Here is a 19,155-nt window from a genome sequence, read left to right on the forward strand (position 1 = left end):
GACCTGATCGAAGCTTCCCGCGCGAGGTCAAGCGATCGACACGCAGCAAGTACCCACCAAAAAAATGCCAGTCAGGGCTTAACTGACTGGCATTGGGCCGAAGGCGGTTTTTTGCTTTGCTGGCAGCGCACCCGTTACAAACGGCGAACGGTATGACCCGTTCGGGCTGTTTGCCTGCCGGGGCAGGCGGTGGATTTAAGCGGCTGCGGGTGCCAGGGCTTTCACCTTGGCAGACAGGCGGCTCTTGTCGCGAGCTGCCTTGTTCTTGTGGAAGATGCCCTTGTCGGCCACGGTGTCCACCACGGCTTGCATCTTGGCGAACAGTTCGGTCGCCTTGGTCTTGTCGCCGGCCAGAACAGCCTTTTCGACGTTCTTGACAGCGGTACGGTATTTGGAGCGCAGCGAGGTGTTCGCTGCGTTGATCTTGACGTCCTGACGGACGCGCTTGCGGCCCGACGCCAGGCGCGGGTTCTTCTTCTTGGGTTTAGCGGATGCCATGGTTTAGTTCCTTGAGTCTGAGGATGATGCCAGCAAAGCCCGCGATTATAGCCCAGAGCGGCTTCCTCACCGCTGCCTTGCCAGAAACCGGCGCTGCGCCATCGCCAGCGCACCGGTGGAACGGGCTTTGCCGGGCCGCCGGGTGTTTCCTCCCTTGGGGGAAGACGCGAAGCGGCGCAGGGCGAATACACTCCCTGCGGTGTCATTGTTCAAAGCCGCCTCCACCGTCTCCCTGCTGACCCTGGCCTCCCGCGTGACGGGCCTGGTGCGCGACCTCCTGATGGCCTCGATGTTTGGCGCCAACGCGCTGACCGATGCCTTCAACGTTGCCTTCCGCATTCCCAACCTGTTCCGGCGCCTTTTTGCCGAGGGCGCCTTCAGCCAGGCGTTCGTGCCGGTGCTGGCCGCCTCCAAGGCCCAGCATGGCGAGGCTGCCACGCGCGTGCTGATCGCCAGCGTGGCGACGGCGCTGGCCTGGGTGCTGCTGCTCACCTGTGTGCTGGGTGTGCTGGGGGCCCCGCTGCTGGTGTGGCTGCTGGCCAGCGGCCTGCGCCAGAGCCCGGCCAGCTTCGATGCCGCCGTGCTGATGACGCGCTGGATGTTTCCCTACATCGGCTTCATGTCGATGGTGGCGCTGTCGGCGGGTGTGCTCAACACCTGGAAGCGCTTTGCCGTGCCGGCCGCCACGCCGGTGCTGCTGAATCTGTGCATGATCGCTGCCGCCTGGCTAGGCGCGCCGCAACTGGCGGCACGGGGGATCGAGCCCATCTACGCCATGGCCGGCGGTGTGATGCTGGGCGGCATGCTGCAGCTGGCGGTGCAGGTGCCCGTGCTGTACCGCCTGGGCCTGTTGCCGCGCATCGGCGTGACCTGGGGCACCGTGCGCGCCGCCTGGGCCGAGCCTGGCGTGCGCCGCATCCTCACCCTCATGGCGCCGGCGCTGCTGGGGGTGGGCGTGGCGCAGGTGTCGCTCATGGTCAACACCCAGATCGCCTCGTATCTGGCGCCGGGCAGCGTCACCTGGCTGTTTTACGCCGATCGGTTGATGGAATTTCCCACCGCCTTGCTCGGCGTGGCGCTGGGGGTGGTGCTCACGCCCCAGCTGGCCGCTGCCAAGGCCGCTGGCGACGCACTGCGCTATTCGGCCATGCTCGACTGGGGCCTGCGCATCGTGGTGCTGCTGGCCGTGCCCTGTGCCGTGGCGCTGCTGACCTTTGCCACGCCCCTGGTGGCCACGCTGTTCCACCACGGCGCGCTGCTGGACAGCGACGTGGGGAACATCGCCATCGCCCTGGCCGGCTACGGGGCCGGCCTGCTGGGGCTGGTGGCCATCAAGGTGCTGGCGCCAGGCTATTACGCCAGCCAGGACATCCGTACGCCCGTGAAGATCGCCGTGGCGGTGCTGGTCATCACGCAGCTGCTCAATGTGGCCCTGGTGCCGTTCATGGCCCATGCGGGGCTGGCGCTGTCGATCGGGTTGGGTGCACTGGTCAATGCGCTGTGGCTGCTGGTAGGCCTGCTGCGCCGCGGCAGTTACCAGCCGCAGCCTGGATGGGCACGCTTTGCCTTGCAGGTGGTGGCTGCCAGCGCCTTGCTGGCGGTGCTGCTGGTGTGGGCCGCGCAGTATTTTCCGTGGGTGCAGATGCGCGCGCACAGCGGCCAGCGTGCGGGTTTGCTGGCCCTGGTGCTGGGCGCGTCGGTGGCGCTGTATTTTGGCGCGCTGTGGGCCGCCGGACTCCAGCTGCGGCAGATGCTGCGGCGCTGATGCCGCTGCGCCGCGAGTGCGCCGAAATGACCCTGCAATCCGCGCCTGGTGTGGCTTGACGCCACAGGGCGCCCACCGTACAACGCTTCCATGTCCCTGAGCTATTCCGTTCCCACTGCGCTGGAGTACTTTGCCGCGCTGGTGCAAAGCGACGAGCATTTCCCGCTGCTCGAAGCCGCTGCCAGCCTGGCGCAGGACGAATACATCGACCTGGATGTGCAGCAGCTGCTGGGCGACGTGGACCAGCTGGCGGTGCGCCTGCAGCGCCGCATGCCGGCCGACGCGCCCGCGCTGCAGCGCTTGCGCATGCTCAACCAGTTTTTCTTTGCCGACCTGGGTTTTGCCGGCAACGTCAACAATTACTACGACCCCGAAAACAGCTATCTCAACGCCGTGCTGCGCACGCGCCGCGGCATCCCGATATCGCTGGCCGTGCTGTGGATGGAACTTGCCCAGGGCCTGGGCCTGCACGCGCGGGGCATCGCCTTTCCGGGGCATTTCATGGTCAAGGTGCTGCTGCCCAAGGGGCAGGTGGTGATGGACCCCGTATCGGGGCAGTCGCTCAGCCGGGAAGAACTGTCCGAGCGGCTGGAGCCCTACAAACGCCAGAGCGGCCTGGTGGACGACTACGACGTGCCGCTGGGCCTGTACCTGCAGGCGGCCACGCCGCGCGACATCATTGCGCGCATGCTGCGCAACCTCAAGGAAGTGCATCGCACGCAGGAGGACTGGCAGCGCCTGATCGCCGTGCAGGACCGCCTGATCGTGCTGCTGCCCCAGGCCTGGAGTGAATGGCGTGACCGGGGCCTGGCGCATGCCGAGCGCGGCAACACGGCGCAGGCCGTGGCGGATCTGCAGGCCTATCTGGCGCATGTCGAAGACGCGCTGGATGTGGATGCCATCGCCGAGCGCATCAGCACCCTGCGCAGCGCGGGCCGCTGATACGGATGGGCCTTTCACCGTACGGCGTGGTGGGGTCGCCTTGCCGTGCTGCCGCACTGCCTGCGGCTTCCCGCCTGGCTCTCCCGCTGAATGCAAACCCCTGTGAATGGGTGTCTGAAATGAAAAAAGCGCTTGCCAGGCAAGCGCTTTTTGCTATGGCTTGAATGGCGAATTGTCAGGCGCCCGCAGCCTTGACGCAAAGGACGGGGCAGGACACCGTCATCAGCAGTTCCTGGGCCACGCTGCCCAGAATCAGCTTGCCCACGGCGGTGCGCCTGCGCAGGCCGATCACCAGCACGGAGATGTCACGCGACTCCACCAGGTCGTTGATCTCGTCCACGGCGCTCTTGCCGCGCACAAACTGCTTGAACTCGGCGGTGATGCCTTGCGCGGCCAGCAATTCTTCCACCTGCTCGACCTCGAAGCCGGCGGCCAGCGAAGTGTCTTCCTGCTGGCCACCGGGGCCGGCGTTCACCACCATCAGGGGTTCCTGGCGGCGCTTGGCGATTTCGATGCCCTTGTCCAGTGCGGCCCGGCCTTCGGGGCGGGGTACGTATGCGACGAGGATGGTCATGTCTTGTATCTCCTGGTTATTGTCGGAATGGCGGCTCGCCCAAGGCTTGGGCTGGCCGTGCGTGACCGGGGCAGTCTGCGCTCGCAAATGGTAACGCCTGGCGCCCCGGCGTATCTGAATGGCGCAATGGCGCGATCACGGGCTGGCCCATGCCGGGCAGAGAAGGGTATCGGCGGCATTGCGCGGCGCGTAGCCGATTTGCGTGGCCGCGCGCGCCGAAGAAATGTGACGATCTGCTGGTTGGCGTGTGGGCTTGTAAATCGCGTTGACGGTGCTTCAGGGCATCCGGTAGATTCGCCGCCAGGGCATTGCGCCATCGTGGTGCAATGCTTCACAAAATATACCGATTGGAGTTTTCGATGTCTGCATTCAAACGTGTGGTTGCTTCCTGCCTGGTGGCCGGATTGACGCTGGCGGGCCTGCCGCTCACAGCCCAGGCGGGCATCGTGGGCACCGACCAGGTACTGGCAACTTCCGCATCGAGTACCGACCGTGATCGGGTCAGCATTTTCCTGGCCCGTGACGATGTGCGCAACGCCCTGCAGGGTCAGGGGGTGGATGCCAATGCCGCCATCGCGCGCGTGCAGGCCATGTCCGACGCGGAAGTGGCCCAGCTGGCCTCCCGCGTGGACCAGGCGCCGGCCGGCGGTGACATCTTGGGGGTGGTATTCACGGTCTTCATCGTCCTGCTGGTCACGGACATCCTGGGGCTGACCAAGGTGTTTCCGTTCACCCGCTCGGTTCGCTGATGAGCCCTCGCCGCGCTGGCTGGAGAACCCCCGCTGCGGCGGGGGTTCTTCTTTGCGCCCTGCTGCTGTCGGGATGTGCATCGCCGCAACTCACTGCCCTGGACCAGCGCTGGCCGCAGGCCTTGCCGCCCGCAGCGTTGCTGGAGCATGTGCCGTTCTTTGCGCAGGATGACCACCTGTGTGGCCCCGCCTCGCTGGCCATGGTGGCGCAGGCTGCAGGCATCCGGGTGACGCCGGGCGAACTCACCGAGCAGGTCTATGTGCCAGGGCGTCAGGGGGCGCTGCAGCTGGAAATGCTGGCAGCCACACGCCGGCAGGGGCTGGTGGCCTATCCCCTGGCGCCGCGCCTGCAGGATCTGCTGCAGGAAGTGGCGGGCGGGCAGCCGGTGCTGATCCTGCAAAACCTGTCGCTGCCGATATCACCCCTGTGGCATTACGCGGTGGTGATTGGTTACGACCGCGCGCGCAACGAGGTGGTGCTGCATTCCGGTGTCACCGAGCGCATGGTGATGGCGCTGTCGACCTTCGAGCACACCTGGGCGCGTTCCGGGTACTGGGCGATGCGCGCGGTGGCGCCGGAGCGTTTGCCAGTGACGGCCGAGGCGGATGGCTGGGCAACGGCCGTGGCAGCGCTGGAGCGCGTGAACCCACGCGCCGCCCAGACGGCCTACGCCACGGCGCTGGCACGCTGGCCGGACCATCGGGCCAGCCTGCTGGGGGCAGGCAATGCAGCGTACGCGCAGCGCCAGTTGACGCGCGCCGGGCAGGCTTATGCGGCGGCCACGCGGGCGCATCCCGACTTTGCCGATGCGTGGAATAACCTGGCGCAGGTGCGGCTGGAACAAGGGCAGCGACGTGCGGCCCGCGCTGCCATCGACCGTGCCGTGGCGCTGGGCGGACCACGCCTGGCGCAGTACCAGGAGCTGCAGCAAAAAATCAGGGCACCATAAAGCGTGCTGAAGGCGACCCTCCGGAATGGTGTCGCCACCATGCGCCGGAACGCATCGCCAGGCAACGTACCGCGCAGCTTGCGTCTGCTCGCGAACAGGGCGTGCGCTCCGCCGCACCATGGTTGCACTGCAACTGGAGAGAAATTTCGGAAGAATAGAGAATTTGTGCTTATGGATAAGCGCAAATAGCTATCAAATAAAGAGCAAATGACGCGCTAGCCCGTAAGCTGTTATCTTGAACAGGGTAGTTCCAGATGAATGGCCACCGCATCCATGCCCCGCCGCTCACCCCTGTTTTCCCTGTCCGCTCTGACGCGCGCTTACCGGCGCAATCTCAAGGCCTTTGCGCGCGCCACCCAACCCGTGCGCGCCAAGGCGGCGGCCGTGCCGCGCGCGCGGTCCCCAGCCGCAGCCGTCACCCGCACGCCGCGCAAGCCGCTGCCCGCCAGCGGGGAGTGGATTGCCGGCATGGCTCCCGGCCCTGCGGGTGCGCGGCGGTTTCACCTGTATGTGCCGCCGGGGCTGGCGCTGCGTCCGGGCGAGAAGCGGCCCCTCCTGGTGATGCTGCATGGCTGCGGCCAGACCGGGCGCGAACTGGCGGCCAGTTCGCGCATGAACCGCCTGGCGGTGCGTCATCGCTTTCTGGTGCTCTATCCCGAGCAGGAGCGCCTGGCCAATGCCCATGGCTGCTGGAACTGGTTTGACCGCCGAAGCGGCAAGGCCGATGCCGAGGCGGCGACGCTGCTGGCGGCGATCGACCGGGTGGCGCGGCGCCACCCGGTGGACACCGCCCGCGTGGGCGTGGCAGGGCTGTCGGCCGGCGCCAGCATGGCCGCGCTGCTGGCGGCGCGCTACCCCGGCCGGTTCTGTGCCGTGGCCATGCATTCGGGTGTGGCACCCGGTTCGGCCGACTCCGCCGCCACCGCCATGGCAGCCATGCGTGGGCGGCGCGCGGCGCATCTGCCCGATCCACCACCGGCGCTGGCTGTTGAAGGACCGGTGCCTGCGCCGCTGCCCCCGCTGCTGATCCTGCATGGTGATGGCGACAACGTGGTCTCGGCGCGCAACGCGGTGGCCACGGCCGAGCTGTGGGCCGCGGCATCGGGCGCGCGCGCCGGCACGGTGCGCACCCTGCAGCGCGGCAAACGCCATGCGATGCGGGTGACCGAGTACAAGGCACGCGGCCGCGCGCAGGTCACCCTGCGCGAAATCGTGGGCCTGGGCCACGCCTGGAGCGGCGGTGCGTCCGGCATGCCCTACAGCGATCCGGTGGGGCCCGATGCATCCGCACTGGTGTGGGCGTTTGTCGCGCGGCAGTTCAAGCAATGAAGGGAAATAGCCGTTGCCCCTTGTTTTTAGGGCAGAAAGCTATTGTGATCCAAGCGTCTGAGTGACCTCGCAGTGCGCGCCGGGCCGCCCGGTGGCGGCTAAACCAGCCGCGCCGCCACCAGCTCTTTCTTGAGGTAGGCGTAAAACAGCGGCGCTGCCACCAGCCCCGCCGGACCGAAAACGGCCTCGGCCACGAACATCACCGACAGCAGTTCCCACACCCCCATCTGCGTGCGCCGGCCCACCACCTTGGCATTGATCACGTATTCGGCCTTGTGGATGAGGATCAGAAACCCCAGGCAGGCCGCTGCTGCCAGCGGCGACACCGACAGCCCCACGATGGTGATGACCACGTTGCACACCAGATTGCCCACGATGGGCACCAGCCCCGCGACAAACGTGAACGTGATCAGTACCGGCGTGTAGGGCAGCTCCAGGCCCCACAGCGGCAACAGAAAAAGCAGGAACAGCGCGGTGAGCAGCGTGTTGAACGCCGCAATCCAGAACTGCGCCGCCACGATCTGGCGGAAGGCCTCGCCAAACAGGGCGATGCGCAGCCTGAGCTGCTGTGCCAGCGGGCCACGCGCCAGCACCGCAGGGCGCACGGCGGCCAGCGCGCCAATCAGCAGGCCCACATACGCAAACAGCACGCCAGCCAGCCAGGCGCGCCCGGCCATGGCCAGTGCACCGGCCTTGGCTCCCAGGTAGCTGGCAATGGTGCGCTGGATCTCCGCCGCCCCTTCCGGCAGGTGGGAGGCCATGTCCGCCGGCAATTTCAGGCGCAGCTCCAGCACCGTGCGGGCCATGTAGTTCAGCAGTTCCTGGTATTGCTGCGGGGCGTTCACCAGGTAGCCGCGCGAGTGCGTGAGGCCCACTGCCAGCAGCGCCAGCGGCAGCAGCATCACCAGGGCGGCAGCGGTCATCTGCGCAGCCCGCAGGCCAGAGACGGACGGATGGGACGGGCGCCGCATGCGGCCCAGACCTTGTGCAAACCAGCGGGTCAACGCCCGCGTCAGCAGAAAACCCAGGCACACGCACAAAAGACCCGGCAGCAGGCCGCGCCACATCACCAGCAGCAATGTGGCCGCCACCAGCAGGTAGCTGGCCACCACGACGCCCTGGCTCAAGGGTCGTGCTGGCAATTGGGTGGGTGTGGCCTCAGCCGAGGTGGAGGCGATGGGAGCCGGGGAGGGGCGCTGCGCCATGCAGGGCGACGGAACGGAGCGGGGCCAGTGTCGATCAGGCCACCACCACGGCGGCACCTTCACCGCGCGCAGCAATCGTGCCAATGGCGTACACCTGCTCGCCCGCAGCGCGCAGCGTGGCGGCCGTGGCTTCTGCGGCTGCGGCGTCCACCACCACCACCATGCCGATGCCGTTGTTGAAGGTGCGGTTCATCTCGATGTCGTCGATGCCGGCCGTCTTCTGCAGCCAGGCAAACAGCTCGGTCTGGGGCCAGCTGCCTTTTTGCAGGTGGGCGGCAGCACCCTCGGGCAGCACGCGGGGGATGTTCTCCAGCAGGCCACCGCCGGTGATGTGGGCCAGGGCCTTGATGGGATGTTGCGCCAGCGCGGCCAGCACGTTCTTCACATACAGGCGCGTGGGCTCCATGACCGCCTGCCTGAAGGGTTTGCCGTCCAGCGTGGCGGGCAGATTGGCGCCCGCGCGCTCGATGCACTTGCGCACCAGCGAGAAGCCGTTGGAATGCACGCCGCTGGACGCCAGACCCAGCACCACGTCGCCGGGCTTCACATCCTTGCCGGTGAGGATCCTGGATTTTTCGACGGCGCCCACGGCAAAACCGGCCAGGTCGTATTCGCCCGCCGGGTACATGCCGGGCATCTCGGCGGTTTCTCCGCCGATCAGCGCACAGCCCGAGAGTTCGCAGCCCTTGGCGATGCCGCCCACCACGGCAGCGGCGGTGTCCACATCGAGCTTGCCGCAGGCGAAGTAGTCCAGGAAAAACAGCGGCTCGGCGCCCTGCACCAGCACGTCGTTGACGCTCATGGCCACCAGGTCGATGCCCACCGTGTCGTGCATGTTCCATTCAAACGCCAGCTTGAGCTTGGTGCCCACGCCGTCGGTGCCGGAGACCAGCACGGGTTCCTGGTAGCGCTTGGGCACCTCGAACAGTGCGCCAAAGCCGCCGATGCCGGCCAGAACGCCCTCGCGCATGGTCTTTTTGGCCAGCGGCTTGATGCGCTCGACCAGGGCGTCGCCCGCGTCAATGTCAACGCCAGCGTCTTTGTAGGACAGGGGGGTGGGGGTGGATGCAGAGGAACTCATGGCAGGGATGGCACGGACCAGCGTGCGCGGCAGACTAAAATTTGCGCAGATTTTACGGGTTGTGCACCGCACGCCGTCCGTTCACCCTTTCTTCCCGCCCTGTTTTGCTTTTCCAGCCCATGCCGTTTCCTGTCATTCTCCCCCGCGCCGGCCTGCGTGCCCGCGGGCTGCAGCCATGAAGCAGCTGGCCCTGGACATTGGCCTGGCGACGGGCCCGACCCTGGCGCGTTTCTTTGCCGGCCCCAACGAGGCCGCGCTGCAGCATCTGCGGCTGTGGGTGGGGGAGGGCCACCAGCCGGGCACCCGTTCGCCGGTCCCCACTTACCTGTGGGGCGAGGCCGGCAGCGGCAAGACCCACCTGCTCCGGGCGGTGCACCAGGCCTTGGGCGACCAGGGGGCCAGCGTCGGCTGGCTCGATGCGTCGGTGGCCGCGCCCGCGGAGTTTGACGAGCGCTGGACCGCCGTGGTCATGGACGATGTGCACCTGTACAGCACCGCCCAGCAGGCCATGGCCTTCAACTGGTTTGTGAACGCCATCAGCCCCGCCAGCGGCATGCCACGCGGGGTGCTTGCTGCGGGCAACCTGCCGCCGGCCGACCTGCCACTGCGCGACGACCTGCGCACCCGTTTGGGCTGGGGCCATGTGTTCCAGCTGCAGCTGCTCGATGAAACCGCCCGCCGCGCGGTGCTGCGCCAGGAAGCCGATGCCCGGGGCGTGTTCCTGGGCGACGAGGTGATGGATTTCATGCTCAACCGTTTTTCGCGCGACCTGGGCAGTCTCATGCAGTTGCTGGACCAGCTCGATGCCTATGCGTTGCGCACCCAGCGCGCCATCACCATCCCCTTGCTCAAGGCCATGCTCGAATCGGAATGATGCCGCCACCCGGTGTGCCTCCCCTTTTGCCCTTTTTGTGAATCTGAATGACCTCTGATCCCCGCCGCCCGCGGCTTGCGCTGTTCGACCTGGACCATACGCTGCTGCCCATTGACTCCGACTACGAGTGGGGCGAGTTCACCATCCGCATCGGCTGGAACGATCCCGTGGAGTTCGCGCGCCGCAACGACGAGTTCTATGCCCACTACCAGGCAGGCACGCTCGATGTGCACGACTATGTGCGGTTTGCCACCGAGGCCGTGCGCCAGCGCGGCCCCGAGGCCGCCGCCGCCGCCCATGCACAGTTCATGCGCGAGGTGATCGAGCCGGCCATCCACCCGCAGGCACGCGAGCTGCTGCGCCAGCACCAGGCGGCCGGCGATGACGTGCTCATCATCACCGCCACCAACGAGTTCGTGACGCGGCCCATCGCGCAGGCCCTGGGCGTGCAAGAATTGCTGGCCATGCGGCTGGCCCGGGATGCGCAGGGCTGGTACACGGGCGAAATCGACGGTATTCCCACCATGCGCGAAGGCAAGGTGCGGCGCATGGAACAATGGCTGGCCGAGCGGCGGCTTTCCTGGAGCGATGTCGAGAGCACTTTCTACAGCGACTCCATGAATGACGTGCCGCTGCTGGAGAAGGTGAACCACCCCGTCGCCACCAACCCCGACCCGCGCCTGCGTGCGCTGGCCCAGGAGCGCGGCTGGCGCATACTGGACCTGTTCACGGCCTCTGCCAGCCAGGCTGCCTCCTGACACCTGTGCTCCGGCACCCCCTGATTACCCATTACCCATGATCAAGAAGTTCATCGACAAACTGCTCGGCAAGTCCACGCCCGGCACCTCGGGCGGCAAGCCCCATTTTGGCAAGCGCGAAGAGGTTCCGGCATCGGTCCACGGCATCAACCCCGAGCTGGTGGACCGCCGCGCCGCCGACGTGGTGGCCACGCTCAAGCAGGCGGGTTTTGAGGCCTACATCGTGGGCGGCGCCGTGCGCGACCTGCTGCTGGGCCTGCGCCCCAAGGACTTTGACGTGGCCACCAACGCCACGCCCGAGCAGGTCAAGGGGCTGTTCCGGCGCGCCTTCATCATCGGCAAGCGCTTTCGCATCGTGCACGTGGTGCATGGCCGGGGGCGCGAGCACGAGGTGATCGAGGTGTCCACCTTCCGCGCCTACCTCGACAACGCTGCGGCAGGCCAGGTCAGTGGCAACGAGAAGACCAGCAAGGCCCAGCTGTCGGGCATGCAGCATGCCGTGGACGCCAGCGGCCGCGTGTTGCGCGACAACGTCTGGGGCCCGCAGGACGAAGACGCCACGCGCCGCGACTTCACCGTGAACGCCATGTACTACGACCCGGTCAGCCAGGTGGTGGTGGACTACCACAAGGGCCTGCAGGACGCCAAGAAAAAGACGCTGCGCATGATTGGCGACCCGGCCACGCGCTACCGCGAAGACCCCGTGCGCATCATCCGCGCCGTGCGCTTCGCGGCCAAGCTCAGCCCGCTGGGCTTCACCATCGACGCCAAGACCGCAGCGCCCCTGGTGCAGTCGCAGGCCTTGCTGGCCGAGGTGCCGCAAAGCCGCATGTTCGATGAAATGCTCAAGCTGCTGCAAACCGGCCATGCCATCGCCACCATCGAGCAGCTCAAGAAGCTGGGCATGGCCACAGGCATCTACCCGCTGCTGGACGTGGTGGTGGAGCGCGCCGACACGCCTTTCGTGAGAGCAGCCCTCACCGACACCGACCGCCGCGTGGGCGAGGGCAAGCCAGTGGCCCCCAGCTTCCTGCTGGCCTGCGTGCTGTGGGACGACGTGCACAAGGGCTGGACGGAGCGCCAGAACCAGCGCCAGCACCCGCTGCCGGCCTTGCAGGATGCGATCGACGACGTGTTCGACAAGCGCATCGGCGACGTGTCGGGCCGCGGCAAGCTGGCCGCCGACATGCGCGAGATCTGGGTCATGCAGCCGCGCTTTGAAAAGCGTGTGGGCAACGGCCCCTTTGGCATGGTCGCCCAGCTGCGCTTTCGCGCCGGATTCGACTTCTTGCGCCTGCGTGCCGACGTGGGCGAAGTCGAGGAAGCCCTGGCCGAATGGTGGCAGGACTTCCAGAACGCCAGCGATGACCGCCGCGACGACCTGATGGACCAGGCCCGCGAAGAGCAGAAGGCGCGCCAGAAGGCCCAGCCCGTGGTCAAGCGGGTGCCGCGCGCTGCACCGGCAGCCGGGGCGGCGCCCCGTGCTGCGACGGCTGGCGCTGCACCGTTGCCCGACGATGCTGCGCCGCTGGCCGATGGCGATGCGCCCAAGAAGCGCCGCCGCCGCCGTCGCAAGCCGGGTGGCGGCAATGGCGAGGGCGCTGCCTCCGCCGCCGCTGGCGAATAAGCGTTGCTGATGCAGGCTGCTGGCCCGCCTGTGGCCCCTGCGATTCCTGCGGCCGTGTCTGCCTGGATCGGACTCGGGGCCAACCTGGGCGATCGGCAGGCCACCTTGCGCGCCGCGCTGGCGGCCATGGCAGGCTTGCCGGGCACGCGCCTGCAGCGCACCTCGTCCCTTTACCGCAGCGCGCCCGTGGATGCGGGCGGGCCCGACTATCTGAACGCCGTGGTGCAGGTGGAGACCACCCTGGCGCCCCATGCCTTGCTGGCGCAGCTGCAGGCGATCGAGCAGGCGGCCGGGCGCGAGCGTCCCTACCGCAACGCCCCGCGCACGCTGGACCTGGACATCCTGCTCTATGGCGATCAGGTGATCGACACCCCCACGCTCACGGTGCCGCACCCGCGCATGCCCGAGCGTGCCTTTGTGCTGCGCCCCCTGGCCGAACTGGCGCCCGAGCGGGTGCCGGCGCACCTGCTGGCGGCCGTGGCAGCGCAGCGCATCGAACGCATCGCGGAGTCCGCCTGGGTGAATGCCCAGGCGTGACGTGCTGTGGGCGCGTTGACGCATCCAGGCGAAATCCATGGGGTGTTGATGCATTTTTGCGCGCCTGGCTTGCAGCGTTAAGGTCGGCTTAAGTGATGGTGCGGCAAACTTTCGGGTTGCCCAATTTCCATGGGCCAGGAATGTCTTGTGAATCATTTTTTTCTCGCCCAGGAGTCGGCCGCACCGCCGGGCAGTTCTGCCGAGGTCGCGGCTGCTGACAGGGGGGAGGGGCCGCGCACGCTGACGTCGATCTCCTGCGTCGTGCCTTGCTACAACGAAGCCGACAACCTGGAGCGCCTGCTGCCGCGATTGAGCGCTGCCTTGGCCATGCTCGCGCCGCAATGGGAAATCGTGCTGGTGGACGACGGCAGCACCGACGCCACCAGCGCGCGCATGACCCAATGGACACGCCAGCCGGGCGTGCGTGGATTGCAGCTGTCGCGCAATTTCGGCAAGGAGGCTGCACTCACGGCGGGCCTGCAGGCGGCGGCCGGTCAGGTCGTCGTGATGATGGATTCCGATCTGCAGCATTCGCCCGCCTTGCTCGATACCTTTGTGCGGCACTGGCGCGCGGGGGCCGATGTGGTGTACGCCGTGCGCGAGCACCGCGAAGATGAGAGCGGCTTCAAGCGCCTGGGCGTGTACTGGTTCTACCGCCTCCTCAACGGGGCTGATCGCTTCGAAGTGCCGCCCGGCGCTGGCGATTTCCGGCTCATGGACCGCAAGGTGGTCAAGGCGCTGCTCGCACTGCCCGAGCGCAACCGTTTCATGAAGGGGCTGTACGCCTGGGTGGGCTTCGAGGCGGTGGCCGTGCCCTATGTGCCGGACGAGCGCGCCCATGGCCAGAGCCATTTCAACCCGCTGCGGATGGTGAGCCTGGCGCTGGATGGCCTCACGGCCTTCACGGTCTGGCCGCTGCGCGCGGTGAGCGGATTGGGCTTTGTGCTGGCACTGGCGGCGTTTGGCTATGGCGCTTACCTCAGCTTGGACTATCTGCTGTACGGCCACGACGTGAGTGGCTGGACCACCATCGTCGTGAGCCTGATGCTGTTCGCGGGCATCCAGCTCGTGTCGCTGGGCGTGGTGGGCGAGTACGTGGGCCGCATCTACGAAGAGGTCAAGCGGCGGCCGCTGTACGTGGTCCAGCGCGAACTCGGACAGGGCCTGCGGGAGGACGCATGACCGTGCAGGCCCGGCGACCGGCCTGGCGCGACGGCCTGGCCGTGCTGGCGCTCATCCTGGCCTGGCTGGCTGCCACGGCCTGGATGCGCCCATTGATGCTGCCCGACGAGGGCCGCTATGCCACCGTGGCCTGGGAAATGCTGCGTTCGGGCGACTGGTTGACGCCCACGCTCGATGGGCTGCCGTTCTTTCACAAGCCGCCGCTTTTTTACTGGATCACGGGCGCAGCGCTGTCCGTGCTGGGGCCCTCCGAGATGGCTGCGCGTGCTGCGTCACTGGCGGGGGCCACGCTGGGGGCGTTGTCGCTGTATCTCTTCACGCGCCGCTGGTGCGGCCCGCAGGCCGCGCGCCGGGCTTTGTGGGTGCTGCTGGTGCAACCGCTGTTCTATGTCGGCGGCCAGTTTGCCAACCTCGACATGCTTGTGGCGGGCTGCATCACGGCCACCATCCTGGCGCTGGCGCACGCGGCATTGTGTTTCGAACAGGGGCAGCCGCACCGCCGTGTGCTGCTGCTGGCCTATGGCCTGGCGGCGCTGGGTGTGCTGGCCAAGGGGCTGATCGGCTTTGTGATCCCGTCCATGGTCGTGGGCCTCTGGCTCGTCCTGCGCTGGCGCTGGCGCACGGTGGTGGCGTTGCTGTCCCTGCCGGGTCTGGTGGTGTTCCTGCTGGTGGCCGCACCCTGGTTCGTGGCCATGCAGCAGCGTTTTGACGGCTTCGTGCATTACTTTTTTGTGGTGCAGCATTTCCAGCGCTTCGCCGCGGACGGATTCAACAACGTGCAACCGTTCTGGTTCTACCCCGTGGTGGTGGTGGTGTGCAGCCTGCCGGGCATCTTGTGGGCGCGCCCGCTGTTGGCGCGTGGCTATTTCACGGCCAGTGCGCCGCGCAGTGAAGTGCGATGGCTCATGGTGCTGGCGGTGGGCTGTGTGCTGCTGTTCTTCTCGCTACCGCAGTCCAAGCTGGTGGGCTACATCCTGCCCGCTGTGCCACCGCTGGCGTGGCTGATCGCCGATGCCAGCGTGGTCTCTGGCGATTCCAGCGTGCGCCGGCGCTGGTGGTGGGCCACGCTGGTGCTCAGCGCCCTGCTGGGGCTGGCGGTGGTGGTCGGGCTCGCGCTGGACCAGCGCCATTCCAGGCGCAGCCTGGGCCTTGCGCTGCGCGCGCAGCATCAGCCCGGGGTGCCGGTCTTCATGCTCAATACCTACCTTTATGACGTGCCGTTCTACGCGCGCCTGCAGGAGCCTGTGCACGTGGTGGATGACTGGAGCAACCCCGAGATCGCACGGCGCGACAACTGGCGCAAAGAGATTGCCGACGCGGGCAAGTTCGCCCCCGATGTGGCGGCGCGGCTGCTGTTGACACCCGAGGCTTTACCCCAGGCCCTGTGTCGCCAATCCGTGAGCTGGGTGATAGCGGCGCAGGATCAGCGCGGGCGCTACCCTTTTCTGGCGCAGGCCGAGGCGGTGTACACGGCAAGCGGCGAAACGCTCTGGCGCGTCGATTCGCGCCAAGGCGCGCAATTCACGGCCCTGAACTGTGCAGGAACGCCCAATGGCGGCTGAGCAGGTAAGTCGCCCCGGCCACGCCGATCAGCACGCCGGCCAGCAGAACGTCGTAGCGGGCGCTGGTCCAGTGCAGCAACAAGGCGTAGAGGGTTTCGTTGATCAGGAAGCCGCCCGCCGAAATGCTGAAAAAGCGCAAGCCTGCGCGGCCCACGGAGTTGCCATGCCCGCGAAAGCTGAGCCGGTGGTGGCCGGTGAACGACACGCCCAGGGCCACAAGCCAGCCGACCACGTTGGCCAGCAGCGGTGCCCAGCCACCCAGGGCCACCAAAGCGGTGGCCACGCTCCAATGCACGGCGGCGGCGGCGCAACCGACCACGACGAACCAGCCGACGTGGCCCCGTTGTCGATGGCGGCGGTGCAGGATGGGGCGGGAGTGGGTCAGGCGATGCATGGGGCGCAGCAGCATAGCAGCTGGCGCCGCATCAGTGTGTGCGTGGACGATTTTGGCCTGAATCAGGGCATCAACCAGGCGGTGCTGGCGCTCGCACACCAGGGGCGCGTACAGGCGGTGTCCTGCATGGTGGGCGGGCCTGCCTGGGCCGAGGGCGCACAGGCACTGCGTGCCCTGGACCGCTGCCGCGTGGAGGCGGGCCTGCATCTGGATCTGACCGAATGCCCGCTGCAGCCCGCGTTGCGCCAGCCCCTGGGGCGCCTGATTGTGCGGGCCTATTTGCACCGGCTGGATGTTCCGGCGCTGCGCACCGAAATCCGTGCCCAGCTGGATGCCTTTGAGCAGGCCATGGGCCGTGCGCCCGCGTATGTGGACGGCCACCAGCATGTGCACCAGTTGCCCATGGTGCGCACCCTGCTGCTGCAAGAGCTGGGGCGTCGCTACCCGGCGGGCGGGCTGTGGCTGCGCGCCACCCGCAGCCCGCAGGGCGTGGCGCATGCCGATGCCCGCACGGGCTTCAAAAGCCATGTGATTGCGTCTCTGGGAGGGCGGGCGTTGTCTGCGCTGGCCCGGCGCCAGGGGCTGCGGCAAAACGCACGCTTGCTGGGGGTGTACGACTTCACCGGGGGAGCGCCGGCATACCGGGCGCGGCTGGAGCGCTGGCTGCATGCCGCGCGCGATGGCGACCTGCTCATGTGCCACCCAGGCCTGCCAACACAGGCCCCCGATGTGCTGGCGGCCGCGCGGCAGGATGAGTGGGCCGTGCTCAGCGCCCCGGGATGGGCGGATGCATTGGCCGCCGCAGGCGTGCGCCTGCAGCCCATGGGCCAGATTTTGGGGTGACTGCTATTCAATAAACAGCTTGTGCCGCTTCGCTGCTAAGCGCTGGCGGCATATTTGGCCCAGAGTTTTCGGGGTATTGCCGTTGGCGGCTCCGGGCTGAACGAATCGCGGTCAATCCACCTTGGCGCCCGAGGCCTTCACCAGTTGCTGGTACTTGGCGCGCTCGCTGGCCATGAAGGCGTCGAACTGCTCGGGCGTGGTGGGCACGGGTTCTGCCAGCAGGGCGCCAAAGCGGGTCTTGGTTTCGGGCGCATTGAGGGCGGCCACGAAGGCCTTGTTCAGCTTGGCGATCACCGGTTTGGGCGTGCCGGCGGGGGCCACCAGGCCCCACCAGGTGTCGATAGCAAAGCCCTTGAAGGTGCTGGACAGCGGCGGCACGCCAGGCAGGGCGGGGCTGGCCTGCAGGCTGGTCACGGCCAGGGCCTTGAGCTTGCCGGCGCGGATGTTGGGCGCGGCGGTGGCGAGGTTGTCGATGTTGAAGTCCACCTCGCCGCTCAGCAGGGCCAGCTGGGCCGGGTTGCCGCCCCGGTAGGGGATGTGCAGGGCAAAGATGCCGGCACGCTGCTTGAACATCTCGCCCGCCAGGTGGCCCGCGCTGCCGTTGCCGCCACTGCCGTAGTTGAGCTTGGCCGGATTGGCCTTGGCGTAGGCGATCAGGTCGGCCACGCTGTTGATCTTCAGTTGCGCTGCCTTCTCGGCATTCATCACCAGCACATTGGGTACACGCACCATCTGGGTGATGCCGGCAAAGTCCTTGCCAGCGTCGTAAGGCATGCGGGCATACAGCCAGGGGTTCACGGCGTGCGTGGCGGTAGCGGCGATGCCGATGGTCAGGCCATCGGGAGCCGCCTTGGCGATGGCGTCGGCGCCGATGTTGCCCCCGGCGCCGCCCTTGTTGTCGATGATCACCGTGCCCAGCGACTCGCGCACCCGCTCGGCCAGCGCGCGCGCCGTGATGTCCAGCGGGCCGCCAGGGGCGTAGGGAACGATCAGGCGGATGGGCGCGCCCGTGTCCTGCGCCAGGGCCAGGGAAGAAGAGAAAACCGCTGCGGCAGCGGCACTTGCGAGGAGGATGTTTCGGCGGTTCATGGCTCCATTGTGCAAAAAATGGAACCGCCATTGCGCAAAAATGGCCGCAGGCCGGTGCGGTGTGCACCCTGCCAGCGGCCTGCATTGGCGCGCACCGGGGGGTGTTCAGCCGTGCTTGTCGGCCTCGGAGGTGAACGAATCGGCAAAGAATTCCTCGGGCGGCAGGCCGCGCTCTGCGCTGTAGGCGGCGCGCGCCGAGTCCACCACGATGGGCGCGCCGCAAGCATAGACCTGGTGGCCCGAGAGGTCGGCAAAGTCCTGCAGCACGGCCTGGTGCACAAAGCCGGTGCGGCCCGTCCAGCCGTCCTCGGGCAGGGCATCGGACACCACGGGCACGTAGGTGAGGTGGGGCATTTGCGCGGCGCGCGCCAGCATCCAGTCGTGCAGGTACAGATCGCCCGGCCGACGGCCACCCCAGTACAGCGTGGTGGGGCGCGTGATGCCCTTGAACTGCATGTGCTCCACCAGAGCCTTGATGGGGGCAAAGCCGGTGCCCGATGCCAGCAGCACGATGGGCTTGTCCACATCCTCGCGCAGGAAGAAGCTGCCGAACGGGCCTTCGACGCGCAGGATTTCCTTTTCCTTCAGGGCGCCGAACACATGGTCGGTGAATTTGCCGCCCGGCATGTGGCGGATGTGCAGCTCCAGCCCCGGTGCCTCGGCCTGGGTGTGCGGGGCATTGGCCATGGAGTAGGCCCGGCGCGCGCCATCACGCAGGATGAACTCGATGTATTGCCCCGCGTGGTAGCGGAAGGTGTCGGCGGCGGGCAGCTGCAGGCGCAGCTGCATGACATCGTGCGATTTTTTCTCGAAGCTGGTCACGCGCACGGGCAACTTCTTGACGGGGTAGGCGCTTTCGTCGGTGACCTGGCGCGATTCGAGCACCACGTCGGTCAGCGGATGGGCGCAGCAGGTCAGCACGAAGCCCGCGGCTTCCTCGTCGGCCGTCAGGGCCTTGGACTGGTGCCCGCCATGGTGCACGGCGCCGCTGATCTTCTTGCACTTGCACGAGCCACAGGCACCGTCCTTGCAGCCGTAGGGCAGGCCCACGCCGCTGCGGATGGCCGCCGCCAGGATGGCTTCGCCGGCATGGGTGCTGAAAGCGCGGCCACTGGGTTGTACGGTGATCTGGAATGCTGCGTTGGCAGTCTCGGTGCTGGTCATGGGGTGGGTATCCTTGGGCTATTCTTGCAATT

19 protein-coding genes are annotated in these 19,155 nt (G+C 67.4%); 12 read left to right on the plus strand and 7 right to left on the minus strand.

Annotated elements, in window-relative coordinates:
• Positions 1-195: 195 nt before the first annotated feature.
• Positions 196-498: a 30S ribosomal protein S20 gene (gene rpsT, locus BLW02_RS11055; protein WP_015015385.1), complete on the minus strand. Its 303-nt coding sequence runs from the start codon at positions 496-498 to the stop codon at positions 196-198.
• A gap of 199 nt (positions 499-697) precedes the next feature.
• Here rpsT and murJ point away from each other — a divergent pair, with 199 nt between their 5' ends.
• Together murJ and BLW02_RS11065 are read left to right on the plus strand one after the other, a co-directional pair.
• Complete coding sequence (gene murJ, locus BLW02_RS11060; RefSeq protein ID WP_092698538.1) at positions 698-2,263, plus strand: murein biosynthesis integral membrane protein MurJ; 1,566 nt, start codon at positions 698-700, stop codon at positions 2,261-2,263.
• Positions 2,264-2,353: 90 nt separating this feature from the next.
• Positions 2,354-3,205, plus strand: a complete 852-nt coding sequence (locus BLW02_RS11065; protein ID WP_092698540.1) for a SirB1 family protein — start codon at positions 2,354-2,356, stop codon at positions 3,203-3,205.
• Between the two features lie 175 nt (positions 3,206-3,380).
• On the opposite strand, the gene BLW02_RS11070 is transcribed toward BLW02_RS11065, so the two are convergent.
• Positions 3,381-3,779 (minus strand): universal stress protein, encoded by a 399-nt coding sequence (locus tag BLW02_RS11070; protein ID WP_026434586.1) that lies wholly within the window; start codon positions 3,777-3,779, stop codon positions 3,381-3,383.
• Positions 3,780-4,138: 359 nt separating this feature from the next.
• Between BLW02_RS11070 and BLW02_RS11075 the strand changes: the two genes are divergently transcribed.
• The 3 genes from BLW02_RS11075 to BLW02_RS11085 all read left to right on the plus strand — a co-directional run bounded on the left by BLW02_RS11075 (position 4,139) and on the right by BLW02_RS11085 (position 6,807).
• Positions 4,139-4,528, plus strand: a complete 390-nt coding sequence (locus BLW02_RS11075) for a PA2779 family protein (protein WP_092698542.1) — start codon at positions 4,139-4,141, stop codon at positions 4,526-4,528.
• Positions 4,528-5,478 (plus strand): PA2778 family cysteine peptidase, encoded by a 951-nt coding sequence (locus tag BLW02_RS11080; RefSeq protein ID WP_092698544.1) that lies wholly within the window; start codon positions 4,528-4,530, stop codon positions 5,476-5,478. Before BLW02_RS11075 ends, BLW02_RS11080 begins: the two co-directional genes overlap by 1 nt.
• 273 nt (positions 5,479-5,751) lie before the next feature.
• Entirely contained in the window at positions 5,752-6,807 is a 1,056-nt protein-coding gene (locus tag BLW02_RS11085) for an extracellular catalytic domain type 1 short-chain-length polyhydroxyalkanoate depolymerase (protein ID WP_092698696.1), read from the plus strand.
• A gap of 98 nt (positions 6,808-6,905) precedes the next feature.
• Here BLW02_RS11085 and BLW02_RS11090 read toward each other — a convergent pair whose 3' ends face one another.
• The gene (locus BLW02_RS11090; RefSeq protein ID WP_092698545.1) at positions 6,906-8,012 is read right to left on the minus strand and encodes an AI-2E family transporter; all 1,107 of its coding nucleotides are present in this window, start codon (positions 8,010-8,012) and stop codon (positions 6,906-6,908) included.
• A 34-nt stretch (positions 8,013-8,046) separates the two neighbouring features.
• On the minus strand, positions 8,047-9,093 hold the full coding sequence (purM, locus tag BLW02_RS11095) for a phosphoribosylformylglycinamidine cyclo-ligase (RefSeq protein WP_092698547.1): 1,047 nt from the start codon (positions 9,091-9,093) through the stop codon (positions 8,047-8,049).
• A gap of 175 nt (positions 9,094-9,268) precedes the next feature.
• On the opposite strand from purM, the gene hda reads away from it, so the two are divergent.
• The 6 genes from hda (at position 9,269) to BLW02_RS11125 (ending at position 15,633) form a co-directional block, all read left to right on the plus strand.
• Entirely contained in the window at positions 9,269-9,967 is a 699-nt protein-coding gene (hda, locus tag BLW02_RS11100; protein WP_092698549.1) for a DnaA regulatory inactivator Hda, read from the plus strand.
• A 47-nt stretch (positions 9,968-10,014) separates the two neighbouring features.
• Entirely contained in the window at positions 10,015-10,725 is a 711-nt protein-coding gene (locus tag BLW02_RS11105; RefSeq protein ID WP_092698551.1) for a histidinol-phosphatase, read from the plus strand.
• A 37-nt stretch (positions 10,726-10,762) separates the two neighbouring features.
• Entirely contained in the window at positions 10,763-12,352 is a 1,590-nt protein-coding gene (gene pcnB / locus BLW02_RS11110) for a polynucleotide adenylyltransferase PcnB (protein WP_092698553.1), read from the plus strand.
• Positions 12,353-12,361: 9 nt separating this feature from the next.
• Positions 12,362-12,889 (plus strand): 2-amino-4-hydroxy-6-hydroxymethyldihydropteridine diphosphokinase, encoded by a 528-nt coding sequence (folK, locus tag BLW02_RS11115; protein ID WP_092698555.1) that lies wholly within the window; start codon positions 12,362-12,364, stop codon positions 12,887-12,889.
• 147 nt (positions 12,890-13,036) lie between these two features.
• A complete protein-coding gene (locus BLW02_RS11120) occupies positions 13,037-14,071 on the plus strand; it encodes a glycosyltransferase family 2 protein (RefSeq protein WP_425285660.1) in 1,035 nt (344 codons plus the stop codon).
• The gene (locus BLW02_RS11125) at positions 14,068-15,633 is read left to right on the plus strand and encodes an ArnT family glycosyltransferase (protein ID WP_092698559.1); all 1,566 of its coding nucleotides are present in this window, start codon (positions 14,068-14,070) and stop codon (positions 15,631-15,633) included. The genes BLW02_RS11120 and BLW02_RS11125 overlap by 4 nt, the downstream gene beginning before the upstream one ends.
• Here the strand turns inward: BLW02_RS11125 and BLW02_RS11130 are convergent.
• Positions 15,593-16,027 (minus strand): GtrA family protein, encoded by a 435-nt coding sequence (locus BLW02_RS11130; RefSeq protein WP_092698561.1) that lies wholly within the window; start codon positions 16,025-16,027, stop codon positions 15,593-15,595. The two genes, BLW02_RS11125 and BLW02_RS11130, sit on opposite strands and share 41 nt — an antisense overlap.
• A 42-nt stretch (positions 16,028-16,069) precedes the next feature.
• Here BLW02_RS11130 and BLW02_RS11135 point away from each other — a divergent pair, with 42 nt between their 5' ends.
• Positions 16,070-16,870: a ChbG/HpnK family deacetylase gene (locus BLW02_RS11135; protein WP_244273676.1), complete on the plus strand. Its 801-nt coding sequence runs from the start codon at positions 16,070-16,072 to the stop codon at positions 16,868-16,870.
• 111 nt (positions 16,871-16,981) lie between these two features.
• Here the strand turns inward: BLW02_RS11135 and BLW02_RS11140 are convergent, their stop codons facing one another.
• Complete coding sequence (locus BLW02_RS11140; RefSeq protein ID WP_092698564.1) at positions 16,982-17,959, minus strand: tripartite tricarboxylate transporter substrate binding protein; 978 nt, start codon at positions 17,957-17,959, stop codon at positions 16,982-16,984.
• Between the two features lie 105 nt (positions 17,960-18,064).
• Positions 18,065-19,123 carry a CDP-6-deoxy-delta-3,4-glucoseen reductase gene (locus BLW02_RS11145; protein WP_092698566.1) on the minus strand — a complete coding sequence of 353 codons (1,059 nt, stop codon included), beginning with the start codon at positions 19,121-19,123 and terminating at the stop codon, positions 18,065-18,067.
• Between the last annotated feature and the right edge of the window lie 32 nt (positions 19,124-19,155).

The organism is Acidovorax soli, assembly GCF_900107605.1.
In the GTDB taxonomy this organism is placed as follows: Bacteria; Pseudomonadota; Gammaproteobacteria; order Burkholderiales; family Burkholderiaceae_C; genus Acidovorax; species Acidovorax soli.